The organism is Elusimicrobiota bacterium, from assembly GCA_040757695.1.
Lineage (GTDB): Bacteria > Elusimicrobiota > UBA8919 > UBA8919 > UBA8919 > JBFLWK01.
The window spans coordinates 1-1,812 of sequence record JBFLWK010000198.1 but is presented as its reverse complement, the minus strand read 5'-3'; the positions used below and the strand labels follow the sequence as shown (position 1 = coordinate 1,812).

Below are 1,812 nucleotides of genomic sequence, written 5' to 3'. Positions count from 1 at the left end.
AATATTAATTAGGGCAAGCTTTTAAGCTTGCCCTTCAAATTGAGAGTCCAAGATGAGCTCATTCAAAAATTATATGAAAATTAATTTTATCTTTTTTGCTGTTTTATTTATTCTCTTTGGTTGTGAAAATTCAAATGAACCGTTAGATTTAACTAATGAGTATATGTCATTAAACGTTGGTGATATTAGACAATACTTTATGCCATATTCAAATAATCCTAAAATTCATACTGTTTGGAAAATAGTAGGCAAAACTCATCGTTCTGACGGTACAGAAGTATTTATAACTGAGTGGTACTATTATAGTTATGATGCTAATAATAAATATGTTTCATATTATTTCATTCGAGATGGCTTTCTTTTTTATACCGAACTTGAAAAAACATCCACCTATCCTGAAAATCCATATTCTGAACAACGATTAGTCAAAATTATACCGAACGATGGAGATGTTTGGTTGCAAACAGTTGGATATCTAAATCCAGATTCATCAAAGGATTATTTGACTGCAAAACATTTGAATGATTTTAATACGCCAGCTAGCAAATTTAAGGATGTATTTGCTATTATATCCTCCAAAGGTATATCTGGTACCGAGGTTTCAGAAATTTATTATACAAAATATTTCGGTCACTTAGGATATTCTGTAATAGGTGACAGTAGTTCATTTTTACTTGTTAATTACATTAGTGTTAAAGGAAGGAAAGTTGGAAAGTATGTTGAAATGGAAAATTCCAAAGCAATTTTCCAAAATAATGGTTATAAAATGCAGCATCCGTTTTTGTTGTTTCTTAATAACAAAAGGTGATAGTTTATGAAAACATTAATCTTTTTTTTATTCGTTTTTTCTATGAATATTTATTTAGCGCAAGAAAATAAGTCCTCCTCTTTTTTTTCAAATGTGGACGTAGGAGTTTATGGTGGAATTAATATTAGCAATGATTCTAAAACTGGAGGCACTTTTATTCTAGATCTTAAGCCAGAATTAACACACAATTTTAATATGAATTTAGCGCTAGGATATTCAAAATCATTTGCCGGCGCCTCCTATACTGTAAAATCCTATTCAATAAATACGATTAACGGTATTCAATTCTATTATACACATCAATATAATGTTAATGAAAAGAGCTATGATTTAATTCCTCTTTATTTGGGAGTACAATATATTTTTAAGCAAAACACATTATCACCATATTTTTTGTTTAATCTTGGTTACAATTTTATCATTGATACTAAATATTTTAAATCTCCTACAGTGTCAATATCCTATCCATCATTGGAAGGTATACCAAATGAATATAAAACAAAAAATATTGAAGATAATCCCTCTAATTCCTTTGGAATACTTTTTGGGTTAGGTACTGAATTAAATATTTCTTCAAAATTAGGATTAGATATTAGATATTTCTATAAATATGATACTCAGATTATTAACACGCATAATTTAATCATAGGGATAACCTTTTAATTATTGCTAAAGTAAATATGATCTTATAATGCCATATAACCCGTTTTCCAAGCCGACCGCTTTAAACTGTTCGGCATTTGTATTGTTATAGCGTTACTTTGTAAAAGTTAGTTACTCTTTAAAGTAGGTTGCAATAAAAAAGTATTTATAAATTTATTGGCGTATGTGTTTTAAGTAGCAAAGCTGTGTTGGGCGGCGGCTTAAAAACCACGCCGTTAGGGCGCATACAAAATGAATATGACAAAATACAAGAGAATTATTGCAAGAGAGTGGTTGATATTTTTAATCGCAATCATTGTTGGGGTTATTTTCTCAGTTATTGTATACTTCAAAGACTCATC

Annotated in this window: 2 protein-coding genes; both read left to right on the top strand. The window is 29.3% G+C overall.

Translation table 11 applies throughout. From position 1 onward, the window contains the following. Positions 1-73: 73 nt before the first annotated feature. Positions 74-808 carry a hypothetical protein gene (locus AB1349_14080; protein ID MEW6558453.1) on the top strand — a complete coding sequence of 245 codons (735 nt, stop codon included), beginning with the start codon at positions 74-76 and terminating at the stop codon, positions 806-808. 6 nt (positions 809-814) lie between these two features. Then, on the top strand, positions 815-1,471 hold the full coding sequence (locus AB1349_14075) for a hypothetical protein (protein MEW6558452.1): 657 nt from the start codon (positions 815-817) through the stop codon (positions 1,469-1,471). Positions 1,472-1,812 lie beyond the last annotated feature (341 nt).